The organism is Mobilitalea sibirica, assembly GCF_015999265.1.
Taxonomy (GTDB): domain Bacteria; phylum Bacillota; class Clostridia; order Lachnospirales; family Lachnospiraceae; genus Mobilitalea; species Mobilitalea sibirica.
Genome location: NZ_JAEAGR010000007.1, coordinates 143,219 through 165,485, shown reverse-complemented (window position 1 = coordinate 165,485; position 22,267 = coordinate 143,219). Strand labels below are relative to the sequence as shown.

At 35.7% G+C, this 22,267-nt stretch carries 20 protein-coding genes; 15 read left to right on the top strand and 5 right to left on the bottom strand.

Translation table 11 applies throughout. The features are described 5' to 3' along the window. Positions 1 to 151: 151 nt before the first annotated feature. The 5 genes from I5677_RS08850 to I5677_RS08830 all read left to right on the top strand — a co-directional run bounded on the left by I5677_RS08850 (position 152) and on the right by I5677_RS08830 (position 4,010). The gene (locus tag I5677_RS08850; RefSeq protein WP_197661221.1) at positions 152 to 997 is read left to right on the top strand and encodes an Ig-like domain-containing protein; all 846 of its coding nucleotides are present in this window, start codon (positions 152 to 154) and stop codon (positions 995 to 997) included. Between the two features lie 289 nt (positions 998 to 1,286). Further along, on the top strand, positions 1,287 to 2,447 hold the full coding sequence (locus I5677_RS08845) for an LCP family protein (RefSeq protein WP_197661220.1): 1,161 nt from the start codon (positions 1,287 to 1,289) through the stop codon (positions 2,445 to 2,447). 222 nt (positions 2,448 to 2,669) lie between these two features. After that, a complete protein-coding gene (locus I5677_RS08840) occupies positions 2,670 to 2,918 on the top strand; it encodes a hypothetical protein (protein WP_197661219.1) in 249 nt (82 codons plus the stop codon). A 117-nt stretch (positions 2,919 to 3,035) separates the two neighbouring features. Next, positions 3,036 to 3,392 carry a hypothetical protein gene (locus I5677_RS08835; RefSeq protein WP_197661218.1) on the top strand — a complete coding sequence of 119 codons (357 nt, stop codon included), beginning with the start codon at positions 3,036 to 3,038 and terminating at the stop codon, positions 3,390 to 3,392. 342 nt (positions 3,393 to 3,734) lie between these two features. Then, positions 3,735 to 4,010, top strand: coding sequence for a hypothetical protein (locus I5677_RS08830; RefSeq protein WP_197661217.1), 276 nt, complete (start codon positions 3,735 to 3,737; stop codon positions 4,008 to 4,010). A gap of 198 nt (positions 4,011 to 4,208) precedes the next feature. On the opposite strand, the gene I5677_RS08825 is transcribed toward I5677_RS08830, so the two are convergent. The 5 genes from I5677_RS08825 to tyrS all read right to left on the bottom strand — a co-directional run bounded on the left by I5677_RS08825 (position 4,209) and on the right by tyrS (position 10,526). Further along, the gene (locus I5677_RS08825) at positions 4,209 to 5,636 is read right to left on the bottom strand and encodes a PQQ-dependent sugar dehydrogenase (protein WP_197661216.1); all 1,428 of its coding nucleotides are present in this window, start codon (positions 5,634 to 5,636) and stop codon (positions 4,209 to 4,211) included. Positions 5,637 to 6,021: 385 nt separating this feature from the next. Further along, positions 6,022 to 6,603, bottom strand: coding sequence for a biotin transporter BioY (locus tag I5677_RS08820; protein ID WP_197661215.1), 582 nt, complete (start codon positions 6,601 to 6,603; stop codon positions 6,022 to 6,024). Between the two features lie 207 nt (positions 6,604 to 6,810). Continuing rightward, positions 6,811 to 7,785, bottom strand: coding sequence for a biotin--[acetyl-CoA-carboxylase] ligase (locus tag I5677_RS08815; protein WP_197661214.1), 975 nt, complete (start codon positions 7,783 to 7,785; stop codon positions 6,811 to 6,813). Between the two features lie 358 nt (positions 7,786 to 8,143). Beyond that, positions 8,144 to 9,121 (bottom strand): SUR7/PalI family protein, encoded by a 978-nt coding sequence (locus I5677_RS08810; protein WP_197661213.1) that lies wholly within the window; start codon positions 9,119 to 9,121, stop codon positions 8,144 to 8,146. Positions 9,122 to 9,293: 172 nt separating this feature from the next. After that, positions 9,294 to 10,526: a tyrosine--tRNA ligase gene (tyrS, locus tag I5677_RS08805; RefSeq protein WP_197661212.1), complete on the bottom strand. Its 1,233-nt coding sequence runs from the start codon at positions 10,524 to 10,526 to the stop codon at positions 9,294 to 9,296. Positions 10,527 to 11,167: 641 nt separating this feature from the next. Here tyrS and I5677_RS08800 point away from each other — a divergent pair. The 10 genes from I5677_RS08800 (at position 11,168) to I5677_RS08755 (ending at position 22,258) form a co-directional block, all read left to right on the top strand. Continuing rightward, positions 11,168 to 12,115 carry an ABC transporter ATP-binding protein gene (locus tag I5677_RS08800; protein ID WP_197661211.1) on the top strand — a complete coding sequence of 316 codons (948 nt, stop codon included), beginning with the start codon at positions 11,168 to 11,170 and terminating at the stop codon, positions 12,113 to 12,115. A gap of 12 nt (positions 12,116 to 12,127) precedes the next feature. Next, positions 12,128 to 13,234, top strand: a complete 1,107-nt coding sequence (locus tag I5677_RS08795) for an ABC transporter permease (RefSeq protein WP_197661210.1) — start codon at positions 12,128 to 12,130, stop codon at positions 13,232 to 13,234. Next, positions 13,231 to 14,376: an ABC transporter permease gene (locus tag I5677_RS08790; RefSeq protein ID WP_197661209.1), complete on the top strand. Its 1,146-nt coding sequence runs from the start codon at positions 13,231 to 13,233 to the stop codon at positions 14,374 to 14,376. Before I5677_RS08795 ends, I5677_RS08790 begins: the two co-directional genes overlap by 4 nt. Positions 14,377 to 14,387: 11 nt before the next feature. Then, complete coding sequence (locus I5677_RS08785; RefSeq protein WP_197661208.1) at positions 14,388 to 15,503, top strand: sensor histidine kinase; 1,116 nt, start codon at positions 14,388 to 14,390, stop codon at positions 15,501 to 15,503. Positions 15,504 to 15,677: 174 nt separating this feature from the next. Next, the gene (locus tag I5677_RS08780; protein ID WP_206762684.1) at positions 15,678 to 16,310 is read left to right on the top strand and encodes a response regulator transcription factor; all 633 of its coding nucleotides are present in this window, start codon (positions 15,678 to 15,680) and stop codon (positions 16,308 to 16,310) included. Positions 16,311 to 16,571: 261 nt separating this feature from the next. After that, a complete protein-coding gene (locus tag I5677_RS08775) occupies positions 16,572 to 17,099 on the top strand; it encodes a GNAT family N-acetyltransferase (RefSeq protein WP_197661207.1) in 528 nt (175 codons plus the stop codon). 233 nt (positions 17,100 to 17,332) lie between these two features. Further along, a complete protein-coding gene (locus tag I5677_RS08770; protein WP_197661206.1) occupies positions 17,333 to 17,932 on the top strand; it encodes a hypothetical protein in 600 nt (199 codons plus the stop codon). A 194-nt stretch (positions 17,933 to 18,126) separates the two neighbouring features. Then, on the top strand, positions 18,127 to 20,103 hold the full coding sequence (locus tag I5677_RS08765) for a TIGR03960 family B12-binding radical SAM protein (RefSeq protein ID WP_197661205.1): 1,977 nt from the start codon (positions 18,127 to 18,129) through the stop codon (positions 20,101 to 20,103). Continuing rightward, positions 20,087 to 20,983: a TIGR03936 family radical SAM-associated protein gene (locus I5677_RS08760; RefSeq protein ID WP_197661204.1), complete on the top strand. Its 897-nt coding sequence runs from the start codon at positions 20,087 to 20,089 to the stop codon at positions 20,981 to 20,983. The genes I5677_RS08765 and I5677_RS08760 overlap by 17 nt, the downstream gene beginning before the upstream one ends. A 60-nt stretch (positions 20,984 to 21,043) precedes the next feature. Then, complete coding sequence (locus tag I5677_RS08755; protein WP_197661203.1) at positions 21,044 to 22,258, top strand: ribonuclease E/G; 1,215 nt, start codon at positions 21,044 to 21,046, stop codon at positions 22,256 to 22,258. Positions 22,259 to 22,267 lie beyond the last annotated feature (9 nt).

Below are 22,267 nucleotides of genomic sequence, written 5' to 3'. Positions count from 1 at the left end.
TGTTGTGTGGTAACTCCAATTATAACTGAAAATAGGGGGTCATTGTTTTTTTTATTTTAAAAAGCTCTGTAACCCTTGAAAAATAAAGGGATCAAATAAAAATCAGTGTAAAATACTTTACACTAACTACTTATTTCAGGAGGTGTAATATATGAAGATAAAATACTTATTATCTTTACTATTAACTACTATTTTTTTAACTGTAACTACAGGTACTGCATATGCCCAAAACAATAATATTGAAGTCATATCTACTACAGATGACAATAATATCATTGTTATTCAAGATGATAAAGCATATGGCGATACTATATATGTCGGGCAATCATTGAAGGACTATTCCATAGTAAATGTTTCGAAGGATTTATTAGATGATGTTACTGTCAGATGGGAAAATCCTGATTATCAGATTAGAGAAGGACAACAAGTTGTTAATCTAATCTATAGAGATAAAACGACCAATGAAAAAATCGTATTTAGTGTGCTGATTAATGGAACTCCGTATTTATCAGCAGATAAAATATATCTGCAACCAAATATATATTATAATCTAAATATTATTGGTAAATCCTCGTTTGATCAGGACTATCAATGGTCTAGTGAAGACGAAGAGATTGCAAGAGTTGATCGTTATGGTAATGTCACGGGTGTCAGCAAAGGAGTAACGACAATTCACTGTAAAATTACTTTTTTAGACGGGACAGTAAAAGATCTGACAAGTCTAGTATTCGTAGGATATGAAGATAAAGATAACGATCTATCCTTAAACATGGATAAGCTCATCTTACGGTCCAATGAAGAGTTTAATCTGAATATCTATAATAAAATTCCCGGAAGTGATTATGTATGGCATACGAAGGATAATTCCATCGTAGAAATTAATCATATGAATGGTATGGTTATTGCAAGAGGAGAAGGCGAGACTACAGTATCGTGTCTGGTAACCCTACCGGACAAAACAGTCATAACCTTAGAATGTGATATTTTGGTTTATTAATCATAACCTATAGATACATACTAATCTTTTAGTAATAACGAAAATAATAGGATTATTTTAATAAAATAAGTTGATAAAGGGGCTAATGCAAAAGGAGAGAACTATCATTTTGTCTTAGCCCCTTATCATGGTAAAAAATATTGATAAAATTATAATATTTATATTAGGTAGATAAATATTGCTAAAATCAGTCTGACAAAGCAAGAAAATTTATCCAGATAATATTAGTTGACAGAAATATAGAATTCGACAATAATATATTGAATACTATTATGAAAAGGTGAATTATATGCAGGATAAAAGAGATGAAGAAAGATTAAAACAACAAGTCATTGATATCATGAATGAAGATAGATTAATAAATGAACAGGAGAATTTACCGAACCCACAAAAGGCAGGTACGAGAAAAAAGAAAAACCATCCTGTTCTGAAAACAGTGGGGATTATTGCCGCATCACTTCTAATAATCATTTTACTTATAGTTGGAACTAAGGGTGGTCGAAATATTTTATATGGTATGGCAGGTAAATTTATCTACAGTAATGTAAACAATGAGGAAATCATCAAAGATTATGAAGAAAAGGGCGGTTCTAACCTTGAGGATAAGGCATTAAGGCAGGAGGCTTATGTTACGAATTATCTGATTTTTGGTATTGAAGAATTCGGTGGAGCCCGCAATACCGATTCTATGATGATTGCTTCCGTTAATTCAAAGGATAAATCCATTAAATTAACCTCTCTGCTTCGTGACAGTTATGTTGAGATTCCGGGTTATAAGCCGAACAAACTAAACTCAGCGTATGCAAAAGGCGGAGCCAGACTTTTGGTTGATACCATCGAATTAAATTATAAAGTAAAAATAGAAGGTTACGTATCTGTGAATTTTAATGCTTTTGAAAACATCGTAGATCTTCTAGGTGGTGTATCGATAGAACTTGGCAAGGAAGAGGCTAAATATCTGAATAAAACCAATTACATATCCAAAAAGTCCAATCGAAATGTGAAGCCGGGTGTTAATAATCTAAACGGAAATCAGGTTATGGGTTATGTCCGTGTAAGAAAGGTAAAGACCTTAGGAGGAGCGAATAACGATTATGGCCGAGTAGTTCGCCAGCAAAGAGCTTTAGCGGCTATTTTTGATAGTTATATCTCAACGAAGAACATCTTTAAGATTCTACCTCTTACAAAAGAATGCCTTGGCTATGTAACAACGAATTTAACCCAGGACCAGATAGAGAAGGCGATGGCAACAGTCGTTGAAAATAGAATTAGTACCTTGGATACCTTCCGAATTCCGGTAGATGGAGCCTTTGATGCTCCTAAAAAATATAATGGTGTTGGCTATCCTTTGGTTCTTGATTGGGAAGAAAACCGTATCGAATTATATCAATTTCTTTATAATGATACGAAGGAAGAAGCAATAGAGGCTTTAGCATCATTAGATCAATAAGATTAACAGAGAATAATAATTATCTATGTACCGTAAGAAGATACTTAAAAAATACTTAAATAGCAAAGTCATTACTTAAATACTTAAAATTTAACGATAAATATATCTTATAAATACCTCATAAGAATGTCACAACTTGGCCTGCCGAAATTTCGGTGGGCTTTTTTTATCAACAATTAAGATTATGCCGAAGTCAATAAATACTTGGCACAAACCTTAGAGATGATTCACAAAGCGGAAGCAGGTATGAATAGCCATGGTGATATAGGAACCTTTTGTGAGATGCTAGGGAATCTGGTTAAGAGAATATTTCGGGTAATCTATTCCATTGGACTTCTCATTGGATTATTTGCTCCAGCAAAGGGTAAATTTCATGGTCTCGCTGGCTTTATGAATGAGTGGTATAGTGGATTTTCAGTCCTTATTATTATGGGATTGTCCTTACTGGCAGCATATTATCTGAAGCGATAGACCGGCGAACAGGAGCAAAAACACTTTGAAAGAAATGTTGAAGGAAACCGCCGTTTTGGTTATTTTTACACCTTTATCTGGAATTATGCCCTGGGAAAGGACATCCGATTATACCGAATGAAGGATATGATTATGAATGAAATACATCGGGATCATGTTCGCATGGAGGACAATTCTAATAAAATGACAGATAACTATAACAAAGCCAGTATTATTGGACAGCTGATAGGACTGATATTTGAAGGAGCCAGTTATGTATATGTAAGATTAAAAGCCATATTGGGAATGGTCTCTATCGGTAGTGTGCTAAGATATGTCAGTGCTTTAAGAGAATTAAGTCATGGCTTGGGTGGTTTGTTGGATGTATATGTTTCTGTGGAAATAAGAAGTCGATATCTGAATTATTTTTATGAGTTTATGGAGCTTGAGAATAAAAAACAGGAAGGAACACTAAAAGTTAATAATTATGATTGAAAAGCATAGCGTAAACAATACGCAGGTTCCTAATCAGCTTTATTCAAAGATGTTATGTAATAAAACCATAAAATTGTTAAAATAATATCATTAAATGAAAGATCAGTAATTCCATTTTCTGATAAATTTATGCTATTTATATAATGTCAAAGTGGGTTTTAGTAATTAATAATATATAAAATCGCATAAAACTAAAAATTTTATAAATTGATATTTACAATAATTCAAATATATAGTACACTATTAATATAATAAATGTTAAAAAATTAACAGTAAAATATAGCTATGTAATTTATTGGGAACTTATTAATATCATACATAATCTAGTGGAGGAATGATAACATGAGAATTGATAAGAATACGATTTATTTTGAAAAAGAAGATTGTACAAATATTGAGAATATGGTGAATGAAATGAGGGGATATGCGATTGAAGAGGATGCAGATATTTTTGAGCCGTCTGAAGTACCTCTGTTATATATCGTAAAAGCATATGTTATGTCAAAAGGATATGATGCTAGTATTTTGAAAAGAAAACAAATAATTGGAGATAATGAAGATAATATTATCATAAGCGCAATCTTAACCCATTGTTTTGATTATTTATTGATAGCATAATTTTTATTTACATACAAGACGGATATATATTAATAGCCGTAAGAAACACACTTTGTATGGTTCTTACGAATAAAAGATAAGACGAGACATAGGTTTTCCTATGCTTCGTCTTATTCATTTATGTAAAAGTTACTTCCTTTATATTGTTCTTAAATTATAATAATAATCTGTTTGTAAATAGAGTTGTATCGTGATAAATCAGGGGACAACCTCGAATACAGTTCCTTGATTTTGATCTGTTACATTTCTGGAACCATATACCCCTAAATAGAGTCTGGTTTGATCTCGATTAGCTCCAAGGCAAGTATAATAAGCGGACTCAGAACCAAAATCATAATCGATTTCTATGATGCTATAATCATTCAGTTTACAATCCATATCTGCCTGGGTATAAGCTAAAATACCTTTTGCAATATGCTGATGATTATGAGCATGAGCTTCACCATTTTGGTGGAAATCGGTAAATACAACGCAGCCCGTTAAATCAGAGATTTCCTTACCCATATAGGCCTGAACACCGGTTAGGGCAGTTCCATTAAACTTATCTGGTCTTGGATCCATATGATAATAACAGGTAAGAGGAGGAAGACGAAGAACAGAAGTTTTGATTGCTTCCTCATAATAAGCTATTATTTTCTCATCCATATTCCCATTATTGTTACAGCTTCTCATAATAGGAGTAGGAAGGGAACCTTCCCATCCCCGCCAACCAAGGTTAACAATTCCTTCTTGATTTAAATTAGCATTTGTTTTATAGGTTCTAATAATTTGAGGAACCGGTAGGGGTTTGTAATGAATAAACGAGAAAATTGACTCTACCAAATGCTGTCCGACATTCCCTACATACTTAATAAACTGGTTATTTATACGTTGATAGGAGATACCGGGTATATTGCGAACACCCTTTGTTATGACAGTGAGAGTTTCCTGAACAGAGGTAGGAAGCTCATCAAAACGGGTCACAGCCGGTACCTGATTCGTAAAGGTATTCTTATAAATATCTATTTCTATTATCTTACCTGCAATTTCCATGTCATCCTGGCTTAAGTTAAAGGGATCATAAGCTGACCCGCCATCACCGTTTGTGAAAACCAGCATCCCTGTTTCCGGTGAAATATTTAAGCTATTAACACCGTTATGATTAAAAAAGGGTCTTATTAAGTTAAGCAAGGTTCTTTGTTTTCTAGGGTACTCACCCGGTTGTATCTTCCATTCTTCAACGGTATCTATATGATCATATAGATTTTCTCTGTCTGTCCATTTAAGGTTTAAGCTATCGGGATTACACGGATTCGGACTAAAGGGCTCGGGTAGGGCACCGGGCCCTTGTGTACCGACTACAGAGTAATGTAGATAAAATAATCCGTTGTAATAAAAATCAGGATGGAACGCCAGTCCTAATAATCCTCGTTCATCATATCCGCCCACTAAGCCTAATTCTAAAATTTGTGAGCGAATATCTAAGAATGTACCAATAATTCCATTCCTTAAATAATAGATTTCTCCTACTTGAGTTGCGATCATAAGACTTTCGATCGTATCACCGGGAAGTATTGTTGTTTTTATAACTGTGGGTAGATTTAACTGATTTACCATGGGTCGTAAGCGAACTCTTACTTTTTTCAACCTGCATTACTCCTAATTATGATATCTTTTACATGAATATGATAAATAAGGCTTAATTAGTACCTGTAACAATTTACAAGATATGAAAAGAATAAGCAAGCTAGTATTGGTTTGAATATCTTAATTATTCCTTTAAGCTAAGTTATGCATGATTAGATATTGAGACTCTAAAAATAAATCACATTGCCAATGAATATGAAGGGGAGTTTCAAAGTATTGATTTTGGAGAAATTGATGAGGATGTTCCAGATGAATAAGAATAAGGAAATATATTGATATAGAAAGAAAGATAAAGAGCTGAACTTAATCCATTTACCGATTCCTATTACATGTAAATGAATAATTAATTCTTTTACATGTAATAGGAATGGAGTAGTTTAGTTTTTTATATAAGACCCATATGCCTAAAAGCTGTTTTTCTAAGGATCATACTAAAGGAAGTAGCCAATACGATCTTTATAACATCAAAGAAAACGAAAGGATATACACATAGGGTCAATGCATGGAAAAAATCAATGCCGGTAACATGGCTAAACCAGAGGGTTCCGATTCCGTAACAGAGTATTAGGGAAAAAAACATACCGACAACCAAAGCTACGGTCTTAAATCTACGTATAAAATGATAGAACAGAGAGGTTACAAAAGCCATAAGGGGATAGGCCATGATATAACCACCTGTTTTATCGAATAATACACTTACACCGCCTCTGGAGTTCGCAAAAACAGGTAATCCGAAGATACCTAGTAATATATATGCTGCTACAGATAGGAGTGCTAAACGGGGTGATAATAGGGCACCTGTTAAGAAGATTGCTAAAAGTGAGAGAGTAAATGGCACCGGAGTAGTTGGAATTGTAATCTGTGCCAATACAACAATAATAGCAGTAAACATACCTGCGATAATAATTTTTTTGGTAGTTAATTTATTTTTATCTTTTAAATTAATACTATTTTGTTCTGTATTCATTCTTCTAAACAATACCGACGAATTGATCATTGACGGTATATATCCTTTCTTTTTAATTAATATATTTTTTTCTGTTTTAAAATTACGACATGTTACATAATAATATTATGTATTTAAATACAAGATAGATTACATAAATATTATTTGTTAAATGCAAACAGTTAACATAATAACATTATGGTTGCATTCATATACAAGGTTGAAATCTTATATACTCCTTACACTTACCTCACCGGAGGAAAGGGCTTCTCGGGTCTTATCCTCATATTCCACCACGAGCCTTGCTTTCTCATCAATATCTAGAGCCTTGGCCGGAAGGGTTTCCTTTCCTTTAAGGACCATAATCTTTCTGCCGATTAAGAAAGAGCGCCTGCGATATTCCTCCAGATATTTTTTATCTGTAAGGGAGTTCATACAATCAGCTATGTTATTCAAAACTTCCGCTACAAGAACTGAGGTAATGGGAACATCGGTCGGCTTGATATGAAACAGGCTGCCGGCTACTTTTTTGATATCCTCAGGAAATGTATCCGTTGAGATATTAATTCCGATACCAACAACTGCATACTCTAAGCCACCGTTTTCAAAATTTAAGGAGGCTTCCGTTAGAATTCCACATACCTTTTTTTTATTTACAAAGATATCATTTACCCACTTAATTTCAGCCTTCACACCGGCTACCGCATCCATTGCCTTAGCAACGGCAACGGCTGTAGCTGTCGTTATAAGAAGGGAATCCTCCAGGGTTAACTTCGGTCTTAGAATGACGGAAAAATAGATTCCTGAGGAGTTAGGAGAGTAGAAGGTTCTACCCATTCTGCCTCTGCCTTCTGTTTGTTCCATTGCGACGATTACGGTTCCTTCCTTTGCTCCTTTTCCTGCCATTTCCTTAGCGATTGTATTGGTGGAAGTCACCGTCTGGTGAACATCCAGCTCAAAGTTAACTGCATTTCCTTTTAGGTAGGGTAATATGCTTTCCGCAGATACAATATCATTCTGGGGTAGTAGGGAATATCCTTTGTTAGTAACTGCTACGATACGGTATCCATCCTTTTGCAAGGACTTCACAGCCTTCCATATAGCACTTCGGGTAACATAAAGCTCACCGGCAAGCTTTGCACCATTGACGCTTTCTCCACGGTTTTCCTCTAAGATTTTCAGTACCTGTTGTTTTAATTCCATAGTTTTTATCCTTTATCATATGATGATTTAGTATACCATATAGAAGCGTATTGTCAACCCCACGAGACATAAGAGTTGACAATTGAGGTTGTTATTTTATAAACCAATGTTATTCGCTACCCCGCATGCAATCCTAAAAGGGTAATATATTAGAAAAAGTTGTTATGATGTTTTTATTATTAAGATAAGAGATTGTGAATAGTATTTGATTATATTAGAACACAATAAATGCTTTGTCTGCATGCTACCAACTTTGATGTAAGTGGCATGTAAACAAAGCATCTTATATACCTCAATTAGGTTGTTGAAATTCTGAGTCTCGTCTTATAAAGAAGGGATAGGTCCCTATGCAGCGCGATTATTTTTCAAAGGTATTACTATAGTATTCCTCGATTAATCGGTCAAGATAAGAAGAGTTTTGCTTTCCGAATTCGTCATTCAACATTAATTTTATCTTGTTAACTTTTTTCAAGTAGTTTAATTCTTCAGAGATGCTTTCATCATGGATGGAAGCAAGGAAACTTTCTGTTATATTTTCCTCTAACCAAAGATTTATCTTTTCCGTTAACTTATTCTCAGCATCGATATCAGCCTGTATGAGTTTTGCCTTCTTTGAAGTACTTAATCCTATGTAAAGGAAGAATAAGAATAAACCACTCATGATCAGATTAGGGAATAAGCCGTTAAAGAAGCTTAAGATACCAACGATATTTAAGATAACTACGATAATACCACCAATGCCAAACAATGAGAAAATCCATACAGTAGCATTATAATCCTTGTATTGGTCTGCTTTCATTATATAAGGAGCAGATGTTTCTTCCTCATCCGTATATAGATCGGATTCGTTATTATCTTCCTCGTAATCAGTGAGTTGTTCTGCATCAGCATCTACATCTTCCTGGTCGTCTGAAGGATCTTCGGAGATAGTGTTACCTTGTGTTTCATCATTCATGCTATCTTCGTGATTGTCCGCTAGTGAAGCATCCTCCAAAGTATCGTGATCCACATCGGAAGCTTCGAGATCAGAGCCCTGCAATTGCTTTTCTAAAGCCTCTTTTTCTTGCCGTTCCCTTTCTACAAAATAGAAGGCTTGATATAGTTTCTTAGCCTGCTTCACCTGATCGGCAGGAACAGATAAAATGTATACCTCATTCTCTTCATCGTATTGAACTTTGGAATTTAATTTAGAATATTCAAAATAATCCTTCAGTTTATCGGCAACACTTTTTAGTTCTGCTTGGAAAAATGGAAGAAAATCATCTTCCTCCTGTAATTGGTCTACAAGCTCAACTTTACAATCGGAACATAGGTCTATTCCTTCACGATATTCCATTTTGCATTTTGGACACCAAGGCATTTTCTCATCTCCATTCTTATATTTTATGGGTTATCCCTGATAACTTTATCCTAAGATAAAGCTTGTACCAGAGATAATTCATTGGATACGATAAGTTTCTGTACTTTAAGCTGATACGAATAATATATTGTTATAAATGAAGGTCAAATTATTCAGCCATAAAACGGTGATATGCTTTTTTACCTTTACGAACCAGCAGAGCACCGTCAGCGTCAAATTCCTTGTCTGTAAATACCTTATCAAATTCTTCGATTTTAACATCATTAACGGTCACACCACCCTGTAAGATGGTTCTTCTTGCGTCGGAACGGGAGGAAGCCAGTTTTGCATCACACATCAGAGTGATTAAATCAATACCTTCTGCAAACCTGGAAGCAGGATAAGTAGTGGTTGGCATATCATCAGATTTCATGCCACCGCTAAATAAAGCTCTGGCAGCCTCCTGTGCCTTAGTAGCTTCTTCTTCACCGTGGACGATTTTTGTGATTTCAAATGCAAGAACTTCTTTCGCTTTGTTAATCTCAGCGTCTTTTAGGGCACCGAGTCTTCTTACTTCATCCATCGGAAGGAAGGTTAACAGGCCAAGGCATTCCTCCACTTTAACATCCTCAATGTTTCTCCAGTACTGATAAAATTCATAAGGGGTTGTTTTGTTCGGATCCAACCAAACAGCACCCTTCATGGTTTTGCCCATCTTAACACCCTCGCTGGTAGTTAAAAGCTTGAAGGTAAGACCATAAGCAGGTTTTTGCTCCTTACGACGGATCAAATCAACACCGCCAAGAATATTGGACCATTGGTCATTGCCACCCAGTTGCATCGTACAATCATATAATTTATTTAGTTTCCAGAAGTCGTAGGACTGCATGAGCATATAATTGAATTCAAAGAAGGTAAGACCCTTCTCCATTCTCTGTTTATAGCAGTCAGCAGTCAGCATCTTATTCACGGAAAAATGAATTCCAATCTCTCTTAAAAACTCAACGTAATTTAAATCTAACAGCCAATCAGCATTGTTGGCAAGGATGGCCTTATCATGATCAAAATCAATAAATTTTGCCAGCTGTCTATGGAAGCAGTCTGCATTATGCTGAATGGTTTCTTTTGTCATAAGAGTACGCATATCGGATTTACCGGTGGGATCACCGATCATAGTGGTACCGCCACCTAAGAGTGCGATCGGTCTGTGTCCCGCCCTTTGCATGTGCATCATTGCCATAACCGTAAGAAAATGTCCTGCTGTTAAGCTGTCTGCGGTTGCATCAAAACCTATATAAAAGGTAACAGATTCCTTTCCTAATAATTCTTTCACTTCATCCTCATGGGTACATTGTTCGATAAACCCACGTTCTTTCAGTATGTCGTATACATTGGTAGACATCGGTTTTCCTCCTTAATCATACTTAAGCTTCATGTAATTCTCTGTCGGATTATGATACAACTATAATTTATCCGCCCATAACAGAATTAATCTAAATTTCATGGATTTTCTTTATCAGTCTTTCCATAACTAAAGACATTATAAATGAAAACATTGGATTTTTCAATGAGTTTTCATTTATATAGAATAGATACAAATAGGAACATTGAGCGGTAGGAAAGTGTATGAATAGTCCTTTTCCAAAGATTAAGTGAATTTAGGCGAAACATAATAAGCCAGTATGATAATATTTAGAAAGACAATGTTTTAAGTTTATACGCTTCTTTTTACATACATTTCAACCAAATTATTGCTATCAAGTTTAAGTGAAACTGATGTAATTTTTAAAATATTATATATGTAATCTTTTTTATATGACAATTGTCATAGTCACTTCATAACAGTCGTCACTTCCAAGTAATAGTAATGTTCGGTATGATAGAACCAAGACAAAGACAAATGCCCATAGAACAAAGTAATTGTGTTCATGAAAGGATATGTAATTTTTCTATTAAAGAATAATGAAGGAAACTCCAAATAAGGATTTCCTTCCCAACATCCTGTGTGTATTTCATAAATAAATTTAATTGGAGGGGAATAAAATGTCATATTATATTTCAGTACAGAATTTAGTAAAAAAATATGGTGAGCTTTGTGCGGTGGATAATCTAAGTTTTTCTGTCAACAAAGGTGAAATCTTTGGTTTACTTGGTCCGAACGGTGCCGGCAAATCCACCACGTTAAGTGTACTTACAACGCTTTCTGATTTTAATAAAGGAGAGATTATCCTTAACGGATTGGATATTCGAAAAGATAAGATGGAGATAAAGCAGCTGATCGGAATGGTTCCACAGGACATTGCGGTTTATGATCACCTGAATGCTCTGGAGAATGTTAAGTTCTTTGCGTCTCTTTATGGATTGAAAGGGAGACAATTAACGGAGTCTGCAAAGGAAGCTCTGGAGTTCGTAGGTTTGTCCGACAAGCAATCGATAAAGCCAAAACATATGTCCGGTGGTATGAAAAGGAGATTAAATATTGCCTGTGGGATTGCCCATGCACCTCAGCTAATTGTTATGGATGAGCCTACCGTGGGAGTGGATACCCAGTCTAGAGAGCATATACTAAACTCCATCAAAGTACTTAGGGATCGGGGAGCTACTGTCATCTATACCTCCCATTATATGAATGAGGTAGAAGAAATCTGTGACAGGATTGCGATCATTGACAAAGGACAGATGGTGGCTTGTGGCACAAAGGCCGAGCTGGTATCTCTTGTAACAGATGTTCAATCAGTCTATATAGAAACTAAGCTTCCAATAGATTTTAACTTTGAGGAATTTAAGAAGAAACAGATGGTAATGCCGGGAATGAGGGCTCTTTCACTAAAAGAGAATATCATTCGTATGGATATAACTATTAATCATAATCATTTATCTAAGATGATAGAGCAATTCTTATCCCTAGGATTACCGGTCATTAATATTAATACGGAAGTACCTAATTTGGATACGATGTTCTTGACTCTTACCGGACATGAGTTAAGGTAAGGAGGGTGAGAGATGTTTCATATTATAATGAAAGAAACCAAGGAATTTTTACGGGAAAAGACAAATCTGTTTTTCTTTCTGATGTTTCCCGTTGTACTGGTGTTTTTATTAGGAAATCTGTTGGGCTCCATGGATAATGCAGAAGAGGCAATCGGATCTATAAAGGTACAATATCTAATTGAGACAGAGAATATTTATCATGCTATGGCGGTTGAAGGGTTTATATCTTCCGTAGAGGATGATGAAAGTATTATTTTTGATAAAGCAACCGATTTAGATAGTGCAAAAAACATGGCTGCGGATGAAGCAATAGATGCTGTTGTTGTCTTTCAGGGAGAACCTTTAAAAATTCAAATTTACGAAGGAAGAAACAATATTAAAAATCGTACCGTAAGCGCAATAATGAATGGTTTTATACAAACTAATAAATCCATGTCAGCAATTATAAAGACCGTACCTGACGTCCTTTCCTCGGGAATTACGCTACAGGATGATATGATAAAGCAAAAAGATCTTGGAGTAAACAGATCCATGCTGGATTATTATGCGGTTACAATGATGACAATGATATGTTCAATGAGTATTATTTTAGGCTCAGCAGCCTTTAAAGGAGAACGTCAGAATAAAACAGTCAACCGTTTGATTATAGCACCGAAAAACAGAGTAACATTATTCTTGGCAAAGATATTAGGAATGGTTCCTCAGACGATATTACAGATTGTTTTATTGATGGTAGTCAGTGTGCTGTTTTTTAATGCCCATTATGCAGGTAATATAATCGATAATGTATATTTGTTTTTCATGTTTTTTATTATCACACTATGTATGATATCCATCGGAGCAGTCATCGGACTGCTGATTAAGGGAAGTCCCGTGGTTATTCTTATGCCGTTTATATGGATTGTTATGTTCTTCTCCGGAAGTTATTCAAAGGAAGTATATATCAAAGGATTTTCTGATGCGATGCCGATCTATCAAATCCAGGAAGCGGCCTTTGACCTTGCGGTATTTGGCCGTTATGGAAGAGCAAATATTGTGATAATCACTAGCATAATAGTAATGTTTTTCATGCTGACATTAGGCGCAGTAATCTTTAGCAGAAAGGAAGGGGAACGATGAAGAACATCTGGTTACTAACCAAAACAAATGTGAAAAGAAATATTACGGCAGTGCTTATCTCCATCGTTAGCGGATTGCTCTTATGCTTTATGCTATATGCAATGGGATATCTCGTTGCTGATATAACCTTATCTAAAATTAGGGTAGGTGTGATTGATCAGGATCAGAGCACATTATCAGAAGATTTTAAGCACTATTTAACGAAAGATTTGGATTATGAGTTGATTGAAAATAATTCCTATGAGCAGTTGTCTACACAGTTGATTGATAAGGATATATCCGTTATAATAGAGATACCAAAGGATTTCTACAAAGGGATTAGTGAGGGTCAAAAGAAGGAAATCCTTATGACTTCTCTGGATGATTTTGAAAATGTGGCATTTTTAGAAGCATATCTGAATAGCTTTCTTGGTAATATCTGGATGCTTGCGGACAGTGCCGGAGGAGATGTGGAAGTATTCAATAAAATGCTTTCGGATTATAGACTGGAAACGATCGAGATTAATAAGGCGGCTGCTTATACAATTGATATTAATACAATGAAAGACAGAGGCGGGTTTGAGAATTCTATCGGTTTTTATATGATGTTTATCTTTGGACTTGGAGTATTCATATCCTTTATTGTATTGGATGATCGCATATCCGGAGTATTTAACCGGATCAAAATCACACCGGTAAAACCGGTACACTATATCATCGGCTCCGGACTATTCGGAGTATTCATATGTCTCATTGAGGTAGTAATATACTGTGGCTACATTTTGTTAAAAGATATTCACATCGGATTTCCTGTAAGCTTATTATTTTTGATGATGTCCCTGTATTCCTTATTTACAGTTTGCTTTTGTTTGGTAATAGCGCTTTCTTTAAAATCAAAGAATGCTGCAATCTCCGTAATAATTGGGTTTTCTACTGTTGCGAATATTTTAGGTGGAGCTTATTTTACTTTGGATTTAGCACCGGTAAGCCTTCAAAACCTGGCAAGGATACTACCACAGTTCTGGTTTATGGATACCTTTCGAATACTTCTGGCTGATCCGGTGGCGAATATATATCCGAACATAATTATATTATCCTTGTTTACAATACTGGCATTTTTATTGGGTGCGGTATTATTTAGTCAAAATAATAGAAGCAGTTAGGTGGAAACGAAATGATAGATAAACCAATTCTATATTACCTAACCAAAATAATTACGGTTATCACATCCATTTTAATTATAAGCAAAGCTAATGTCGATATGGTCTTTTCGGTTATATCGACACTTAGCTTTGCTTGTGTTTTTACATTGGAGGTATGGTTATATCGTTTATTCAGCAATAAAATGGTCGTGGTTATTACATCACTAGTATCAATGTCTGCCTGTTTTTTTCTTGGACTGGATATTCTATTCCCCCTTTTTATTGTACTGCTAATTCATCTTTTGGATGTTACTATTGATCCTGGCATGTTTTATCAAATTATAGGAGTATCACTTTTACTCCTATTTTTCATATTCACCCCGGACAATTTAGCCTTTGCAATATCAATGATCATTATAATACTACTTTTATTTTCTCGAATTATTTTAACTAAGCTTTCTATCTATAAGACTTTGAATGAAAATCAGAATGAGACCATCAGTGAACTAAATAAAAAATTAACAGACCTTAAAAGTCTGATTAAAACCTTAAAGTATACTACCTCCATAGAAGAGAGAAACCGAATTGCAGCCAGAATCCATGACCAGATCGGCCATGGTATATCCGGAAGTATTATTATGCTGGAAGCAGCTCTTTTAATCATGAAGGACAATCAGGAAAAGGCAACTGACAATATAAAAAGAGCAATCACTAATCTAAGAGACGGTGTAGATGAAATACGATCTGCCCTTAAGGAGGAGCGGGCAGACCGGTATCTTCTAGGAATTAATGATATTACAGCGATTTTAGAAGAATATAAGGTAAGTTATAATAAAACAACATTTTTACATACGACCGGTGATCTTGATTTCATCACAATGGATATATGGGCCTGTATACATGATAATCTGAAGGAATGCCTGACGAATGTTTTGAAACATTCCAATGCTTCTGAATTTTACTTAAATATAGATGTATTTAAAAAGATTATCAAGGTAGAGTATAAAGATAATGGAAAATCAAGCGGTGATTTTGTAAAAGGATTAGGACTTGAGGCAATCGAGGAACGGACTGTCCAGGCTAAGGGCCGATGTTTTTTTACTAAAGGTGAGAATGGCTTTAGTGTGACAAATATATTTAACTATTAGTTATGAATTTTTAATACTTCTCCAGTTATACTTGAACTATACGAAGAACTATATAAAGAACTATATGATAAATATGTCTTAATTACAGGATAAGGATATGAGTTATTGTATGGAATTAGTGTTCCAGTGAGTTTTCATGGTGTTATGTAGCAGATAATGAAAGAAGGGTGAATTATGATAAAGGTATTAATCGCAGATGATGATGCAATTATTAGGGAAGGCTTAAAAATGATTATAGAGACACAGCCCGATATGGAATTTATGGATGCGGCCTCGGATGGCAAGCAAGCAGTCGAGCTATGCAGAAGGTATCATCCTGATGTTATAATGTTGGATATCCGTATGCCGGTTATGGATGGAATACAGGCTGCTGAGGAAATTATGGAGGCAAAGCTATCAAAACCTTTGTTATTGACCACCTTTGATGAACCGGATCTTATTCTAAGGGCGTTAAAAGCCGGAGTAAATGGCTATATCTTAAAAAACAGTCCGGCAGATAGAATTTTATCAGCGATTCGAGTTATACACACCGGAGGTACCGTATTCCAGGAAGATATATTGGAATTTATAAGGAGTAGAGTATCTACGGATACCTCAAAGAATAATATGTTTGAGCTGCTGTTGTCACCGAGGGAATTAGATATTGTGAAGCTGATAGCGGAAGGCTTATCGAACAAAGAAATCTGTGAAAAGTTATTCTTAACTAACGGAACCGTAAGAAATCATATCAGTACCATATTAGAAAAGACAGGCTTGGAGCATAGGACACAGATAGCGATACAGTATTTAAAGAATAATCCAATATAGTACTCTAGTGCCTATCTCATTTATGTTTACTTACATAATTAATCTCATTCATATTTACGAATCAAAATATTTTAATATCATTATTGATAAACAAAATAAGTTAGATTAATTTACAAGGAACTCAATTATTCATAGTGGTGGTTTGTGTAATTAAGAATCTTAACAGATGGCATAAAGGACATTCTAAGAGATTATGAGTATGATCAAACACTAGAATTAAAGGTAAAAGAAGAGAGAATAATATGATAAGGGAGAAAGATCATGATATATTACAAGGACGAGAAAATAATAATCAGAGATATGAAAGAGGAGGATGCTGGATCTATTTATGAAGAGTTAACAACGCAAGACTGTCATCCGGATTTAAAGACTTATCAAAATTATTACATAGAACAGGAAAAGAGAGAGAAATATGTCTTTATCGCTGAGTATGAAGGGAATATAGCGGGTTATGTAACACTAATTCCTAATGTTTTAACCGGGCCTTTTGCGAATCAAAATATTCCCGAAGTAAACAACTTAGGAGTTTTCATTAAATATCAAAAGAAGGGTATCGGTAATAAGTTGTTGGATGTTTTGGAAGAGGTTGCAGCAAATATAAGCGATGAAATTAGTCTGGCTGTTGGTGTTCATTCCGGTTATGGACAGGCACAGCGCATCTACATAAAAAGAGGGTATCTATTTGACGGTTCCGGTGTCTGGTATCAAGGGAAACAGCTGGAACAGTATGCTGACTGTTGCAATGATGATGATCTAATCTTATATCTGTCAAAGAAGCTGAATGGATAGAGAGATCATATAATTCGAATGTAACATTTTAATAAAAATACTGAAATGAAAGTCTATGTGATATATTTTATGCTTAACATTTGGAGGAACATTGGTTCCTCCTTTTTGTCTCATTCGTGAATGATCTGATTTAATGGCATAAATTGAATATGTAATAAATATAATGAAATAGAAATACAAGCATGGATTCTATCATACCGAGTATTTTGAAGATAAAAGAAGGGAGGGGTATTATGGATACGAATGTTGAGGATCGTATGTATCGCCAGATTGAAAAGAGCTTATCGAATAATATTAATGAGAATTTATTTTTGACAGGAAGAATTTTAGAGGAAAAGAAAAATAGCGTTGTTACTCCGGAAGAGGTAGCTTCCAGAAAAATTACATCGGAAGTATTAAAAGCCGATGAAATAACTCCGATCACAACGGATAGCGAAAAACGTTTTGCACAACTTTCAAGGGCTGAATATATCAGGCAGGCCAGGGAAGCATGCTTGCGACAGATGAATGCAGCTCAAAATACCAGAACAGTCGATACCTATTTTCATGACAATGATATGTATCATCAGGATAAGTTAACAAAAAAGAGAAGCAGAGCACTGAATCTGTTTCAGGATTCCAATATGGAAGAAGAATCCGAACAAGAGATTGCCTCATTCCGTTTCTTGATAATACGAATGGTGTGTGCTATCATCATATTTTTATGTATTTTTGCGGTTGATAAGTTTCAGGTGAAATGGGGTAGTTTCAACCATGAGGTGGTACAGGAATTTGTCACAGGAAAAGATCAGATGAATAAACTTGAGAGCATCATTGTATCTTGGTTGGATTAATTTGACCTATTTTATAAGTTTGGTTGAATATTAATATATAAGAAAAAACATGAAAAGATATATTTGTAGTACCAAAAGTACATGGATTTCGACGAGGAGGTATCATTAGTTTTTATGGTATGTGAAACCCTCCGTTGTAATTTCATTCCGTATCAGTTATAATAGCGGATAGAATGAAGGAAAGGACATAAGATATGAGAAAGCTAGCACTTTCGGATGAGATTTTACTATCCGTAGAAAAACCCGCCCGTTATATCGGCGGTGAGGTTAATATGAGGGTGAAAGACCCAAAAGAGACAGAGATACGTTTTTGTATGTGTTTTCCCGATGTTTATGAGATTGGAATGTCTCATCTGGGAATACAGATTTTATATGATATAATCAATAAAAGAGATGATGCCTATTGCGAAAGGGTTTATTCTCCATGGGTGGATTTGGACAAGCTGATGAGGGAGAAGAATATTCCTCTTTTTGCATTGGAAAGTCAGGACCCCATAAAGGAGTTTGACTTTTTAGGAATTACCTTACAGTATGAGATGTGTTATACGAACATATTACAGGTACTGGAGTTATCTCAGATACCTATCTATGCAAAGGATAGGACAAAAGAGCATCCCATTGTCATTGGTGGGGGACCCTGTAGTTATAATCCGGAACCGATTGCAGATTTCTTTGACTTCTTTTATATCGGGGAAGGAGAAGCAGCCTATAATGAAATGCTGGATATCTATAAGCAATGTAAGAAAGAAGGCAAAACAAGACAAGAATATTTAGAGCAGATGGCACAGATTGATGGTATCTATGTGCCTGCTTTTTATGATGTGAAATATAAGGAAGATAATACGATACAAAGCTTTGAGAAGATCAATCCTAAGGCTCCCGATAAAGTGAAAAAGGTGATTGCAGCGGATTTAAGTGAAGCCGAATATCCTACTAAGCCTTTGGTTCCTTTTATAAAGGCTACGCAGGACAGGGTTGTATTAGAGATTATGAGGGGATGTATCCGTGGTTGTAGGTTCTGTCAGGCTGGCATGGTTTATCGTCCGACCAGGGAGAGAACCTTGGAATTCTTAAAAGAATGTGCCTATCAGATGCTTAAATCCACCGGACATGAAGAAATCTCCCTAAGCTCCTTAAGCTCAAGTGATTATTCTGTACTGAAAGAACTGGTATACTTTTTAATTGAAGAATTCGGTTCCAAGGGAGTGAATATTTCACTGCCGTCCCTACGAATTGACGCCTTTGCCTTAGATGTTATGAGTAAGGTACAGGATGTTAGAAAAAGTAGTTTAACCTTTGCACCGGAAGCTGGTTCACAACGCTTAAGGGATGTTGTGAATAAAGGTTTAACTGAGGAAGCTATATTAAAAGGTGCATCCGAGGCTTTTTGGAGCGGTTGGAACAGAGTTAAGCTATACTTTATGCTTGGACTTCCGACAGAAAACCAAGAAGATATCGAAGGAATTGCAGTATTATCCGATAAAATAGCAAGAGAATATTATCAGATACCGAAGGATCAGAGAAACGGTAAGGTTAGTATTGTAGCCAGTACCTCCTTCTTTGTACCAAAGCCCTTTACCCCATTCCAATGGTCAAGAATGAATACAGCGCAGGAATATATTGAAAAACAGAGGTTTTTACGGGGTAAGATCAATGAGCAATTGAATAGAAAGAGTATTAAGTACAGCTGGCATAGTGCAGAACTCAGTGAATTGGAGGGTGTATTAGCCAGAGGGGACCGTCGTATCAGTAAGGTGATTTATGATGCTTATAAGGACGGATGTCTCTATGATTCTTGGAGTGAACATTTTAATGTTGATAAATGGATAAAAGCCTTTGAAAAGAATGGGATTGATATAGCATTCTACAACAGTAGAGAGCGCTCAGAAGATGAGATTTTCCCCTGGGATTTTCTTGATGTTGGTGTGACAAAGGCATTTTTACTCCGTGAATATAAGAGAGCGAAGGGCGAAGCGGTTACTCCAAACTGCCGACAGACCTGTTATAATTGTGGTGCTAAGGTATTCGGTGGAGGAGTTTGTTTTGACGAGGGTTGTGGACAAGTATTGGATGAATGCATAGAAGAAGCTAATGAGGAAGTATGTATAGAAGAAGGTCGTCAGGACCGCTTAAACGACAGCGGGGAGGTACATGATGAAGGTAAGAATTAAGTTTCAAAAATATGGAGCAATGAAATTCATCGGGCATCTGGATGTCATGCGATATTTTCAAAAAGCCTTTCGAAGAGCCGGTGTGGATAATGAATATACGAAGGGCTTCAGCCCTCATCAGATTATGTCTTTTGCGGCTCCTTTAGGGGTTGGCCTTACCAGTGACGGTGAATATCTGGATGTATCACTTTTATCCTCCGATGAACCGGAAGTTATGATAAAGAGGATGAACGAAGTACTAACGGAAGGATTTCGTATCATTGGTTTTCGATTTCTTAAGGATCGGGAGGAGAATAAAAAAGCAGTGACTGCGATGTCCTTAGTTTCCTCAGCGGATTATCTGGTTTCCTTAAAGGATGGGTATTTGGTCTCCCCGACTATAGATACGCAGGAGAAGTTTCAGAAAGCATTCTTAAGCTTTATGAAGCAAAAGGAGATTATAATAGATAAAAAAACCAAGAAAAGTGAAATGTCTGTGGATATTAAACCAATGATTACGATGGTGGCTTTTGATGAAGTTGAATATACAGAGAAATTAAAAAGCTTAATTAAAGAAGATACTACTTATGTAGAAAATCAATGGAATACTGAAAATATTAGTGATACTGAAAATTATAGCCATACGGAAAATACCATCCATTATTATAATAAAAGTAAACCGGAAAGTATGGCCGATCGGTATGACAATGGTATCAAGGTATATCTGCAGCTTCATACGGGAAGCTCAGCTAATTTAAAACCGGAACTGGTTTTGGAGGCATTTTGTAATTATCTTAAGGTTTCTTATCAGGAATTTGCTTGGCAGATGCACAGGTTAGAAGTATATACGAGGGAAGAAGAAACAGGGCTCCTGACGGCGTTGGACCAACTGGAACAGTAATAGCATTGCATTAAATTAGTTTAGGTAAGATTTGTGAAAAAGCGATATACGGAGTAAGGTATGGATAATAAATTAGTTATAGCAAAACAGGATAATAAAATAATATCTGCATTCTTTGAAGGCAGGGATTTGGTACAGGTTTCTCTTAATCCCACCGAGGATTCCGGAATTCTTGGCAACATATATCTTGGAAAGGTGAAGAATATTGTTAAGAATATCAATGCTGCTTTTATTGAGATTGCTGACGGGAGGATGTGCTATTATTCCATGTCCGAGAACCGTTATCCGATTATGGTAAAGGAGCAGACAAATTATGATCAGGATGGAAAACTGGAGCAGGTTAAGATTAAAACAGGAGATGAACTGATTGTACAGGTCTCTAAGGAAGATGTAAAAACCAAAGCACCAGTTGTCAGCTCCAATATCAATCTGACCGGTAGGTATGTTGCTTTAACCTATGGAAAGTCAACCATCGGTGTATCAACGAAAATAGCTGATGATAAGGAAAGGCAGCGTCTGAAAAATATTGCTAAGAGATTCGAGAATAAGGAATACGGTTTTATTATTCGCACCAACGCAGCCTATATGCCTCAAGAAACAATCATGGATGAGCTACAAAAATTGATTACATCTTATGAGAATATTAAAACCTATGGTGTTCATAAAAGTCGTTTTTCCTTACTATACCAGACACCCCCGGGATATATCTGCGATATCCGAGATGGTTATGCTGAAAATGTAGATGAATTTATTACGGATGATCGGGAGTTATATCATCAAATCAAGGATTATCTTGAGGAATATCAGCCGGAGGATTTGGCTAAGCTTCGCTTTTACGAGGATGCTTTACTTAGCCTCACCAATCTTTACGGAATTAATGATAAATTAAATGATGCCCTACGTCCTATGGTATGGTTAAAATCCGGTGGTTCGATAGTAATTCAGCCTACAGAAGCCTTAACGGTAATCGATGTGAATACCGGTAAGGCAGTTGCCGGCAAGAAGAAGGTCCAGGAAACATTTTTAAAGGTTAATTTAGAAGCTGCCAAAGAAATTGCAAAACAAATCAGACTTCGTAATCTTAGTGGTATTATCATCATAGATTTTATTGATTTGGAACTGGAAAAAGATAAAAAACATCTGATGGAAGTATTAGACGGATATTTTAAACTGGATCCGGTAAAAACGACTTTAGTGGATATGACATCGCTGGGTCTGGTGGAGGTCACCAGAAAAAAAGTACGTAAACCCCTATATGAACAGGTACGAGACTAAAATTACAGA

Excerpts from the sequence above, each read along its gene's own strand:
- I5677_RS08755 (WP_197661203.1), top strand. The coding sequence starts at position 21,044 with ATGGATAATAAATTAGTTATAGCAAAACAGGATAATAAAATAATATCT.
- I5677_RS08815 (WP_197661214.1), bottom strand. The coding sequence starts at position 7,785 with ATGGAATTAAAACAACAGGTACTGAAAATCTTAGAGGAAAACCGTGGA.
- I5677_RS08830 (WP_197661217.1), top strand. The coding sequence starts at position 3,735 with ATGAGAATTGATAAGAATACGATTTATTTTGAAAAAGAAGATTGTACA.
- I5677_RS08795 (WP_197661210.1), top strand. The coding sequence starts at position 12,128 with ATGTTTCATATTATAATGAAAGAAACCAAGGAATTTTTACGGGAAAAG.
- I5677_RS08840 (WP_197661219.1), top strand. The coding sequence starts at position 2,670 with ATGATTCACAAAGCGGAAGCAGGTATGAATAGCCATGGTGATATAGGA.
- I5677_RS08775 (WP_197661207.1), top strand. The coding sequence starts at position 16,572 with ATGATATATTACAAGGACGAGAAAATAATAATCAGAGATATGAAAGAG.
- tyrS (WP_197661212.1), bottom strand. The coding sequence starts at position 10,526 with ATGTCTACCAATGTATACGACATACTGAAAGAACGTGGGTTTATCGAA.
- I5677_RS08785 (WP_197661208.1), top strand. The coding sequence starts at position 14,388 with ATGATAGATAAACCAATTCTATATTACCTAACCAAAATAATTACGGTT.
- I5677_RS08810 (WP_197661213.1), bottom strand. The coding sequence starts at position 9,121 with ATGGAATATCGTGAAGGAATAGACCTATGTTCCGATTGTAAAGTTGAG.
- I5677_RS08835 (WP_197661218.1), top strand. The coding sequence starts at position 3,036 with ATGAAGGATATGATTATGAATGAAATACATCGGGATCATGTTCGCATG.
- I5677_RS08790 (WP_197661209.1), top strand. The coding sequence starts at position 13,231 with ATGAAGAACATCTGGTTACTAACCAAAACAAATGTGAAAAGAAATATT.
- I5677_RS08770 (WP_197661206.1), top strand. The coding sequence starts at position 17,333 with ATGGATACGAATGTTGAGGATCGTATGTATCGCCAGATTGAAAAGAGC.
- I5677_RS08850 (WP_197661221.1), top strand. The coding sequence starts at position 152 with ATGAAGATAAAATACTTATTATCTTTACTATTAACTACTATTTTTTTA.
- I5677_RS08820 (WP_197661215.1), bottom strand. The coding sequence starts at position 6,603 with ATGAATACAGAACAAAATAGTATTAATTTAAAAGATAAAAATAAATTA.
- I5677_RS08780 (WP_206762684.1), top strand. The coding sequence starts at position 15,678 with ATGATAAAGGTATTAATCGCAGATGATGATGCAATTATTAGGGAAGGC.
- I5677_RS08765 (WP_197661205.1), top strand. The coding sequence starts at position 18,127 with ATGAGAAAGCTAGCACTTTCGGATGAGATTTTACTATCCGTAGAAAAA.
- I5677_RS08760 (WP_197661204.1), top strand. The coding sequence starts at position 20,087 with ATGAAGGTAAGAATTAAGTTTCAAAAATATGGAGCAATGAAATTCATC.
- I5677_RS08845 (WP_197661220.1), top strand. The coding sequence starts at position 1,287 with ATGCAGGATAAAAGAGATGAAGAAAGATTAAAACAACAAGTCATTGAT.
- I5677_RS08800 (WP_197661211.1), top strand. The coding sequence starts at position 11,168 with ATGTCATATTATATTTCAGTACAGAATTTAGTAAAAAAATATGGTGAG.